1 protein-coding gene is annotated in these 1179 nt (G+C 59.8%); it reads right to left on the bottom strand.

All coding sequences use genetic code 11. The annotated features are described in order from the left end of the window. Window position 1: 1 nt before the first annotated feature. Window positions 2–1177 (bottom strand): elongation factor Tu, encoded by a 1176-nt coding sequence (tuf, locus tag PY650_RS36480; RefSeq protein ID WP_285884951.1) that lies wholly within the window; start codon window positions 1175–1177, stop codon window positions 2–4. Between the last annotated feature and the right edge of the window lie 2 nt (window positions 1178–1179).

Raw genomic sequence — 1179 nt, 5'->3', positions numbered from 1 at the left:
ATTACTCGACGATGCTAGCGACGATGCCGGCGCCGACGGTGCGGCCGCCTTCGCGGATAGCAAAGCGCAACTTTTCTTCCATTGCGATCGGAACGATCAGCTCGACGTCAACCGTAATGTTGTCGCCGGGCATAACCATTTCCGTGCCTTCCGGAAGCGTCACAATGCCGGTCACGTCCGTCGTGCGGAAGTAGAACTGCGGACGGTAGTTCGTGAAGAACGGCGTATGACGGCCACCTTCTTCCTTCGTCAGGATGTAGGCTTCGGCCTTGAACTTCTTGTGCGGCTTAACAGTGCCCGGCTTTGCCAGGATCTGGCCACGCTCGACGCCGTCACGGTTCACACCGCGGATCAGCGCGCCGATGTTGTCGCCGGCCTGGCCCTGGTCGAGCAGCTTGCGGAACATTTCAACGCCGGTCACCGTCGTCTTCGAGGTCGGACGAATGCCGACGATCTCGACTTCTTCACCAACCTTGATGATGCCACGCTCGACGCGGCCCGTCACAACCGTACCACGGCCAGAGATCGAGAACACGTCTTCGATCGGCATCAGGAACGGCTGGTCGATCGGACGCTCTGGCGTCGGGATGTAGGCGTCAACCTGGGCCATCAACTCGCGGATCGCGTTTTCGCCGATTTCCTTGTTGCTGTCTTCCAGAGCTGCAAGCGCCGAACCCTTGACAACCGGAATGTCGTCGCCCGGGAAGTCGTAGGACGACAGCAATTCGCGAACTTCAAGCTCGACAAGCTCCAGAAGCTCGGCGTCGTCAACCTGGTCGACCTTGTTCAGGAACACAACGATCGCCGGAACGCCAACCTGGCGGGCGAGCAGGATGTGTTCGCGCGTCTGCGGCATCGGGCCGTCGGCAGCCGAGCAAACCAGGATCGCGCCGTCCATCTGCGCAGCACCGGTGATCATGTTCTTCACATAGTCAGCGTGGCCGGGGCAGTCGACGTGCGCATAGTGACGGGCTGCCGTCTCATATTCAACGTGCGCCGTCGAAATCGTGATGCCGCGCGCCTTTTCTTCCGGTGCCGCGTCGATCTGGTCATACGCCTTGAACTCACCGAAGTACTTCGTGATCGCTGCCGTCAGAGACGTCTTGCCGTGGTCAACGTGGCCGATCGTGCCGATGTTAACGTGCGGCTTATTGCGCTCAAACTTACTCTTTGCCATTT

The sequence above is a fragment of the Martinezella calliandrae genome (genome assembly GCF_030272695.1).
GTDB lineage: Bacteria > Pseudomonadota > Alphaproteobacteria > Rhizobiales > Rhizobiaceae > Rhizobium > Rhizobium calliandrae.
Note: the sequence above shows the minus strand (reverse complement) of the source record. Positions and strands in the feature narration are given on the sequence as shown.

Bases quoted from the DNA above. Each gene is read 5' to 3' on its own strand.
- tuf (WP_285884951.1), bottom strand. From the start codon at position 1,177: ATGGCAAAGAGTAAGTTTGAGCGCAATAAGCCGCACGTTAACATCGGC.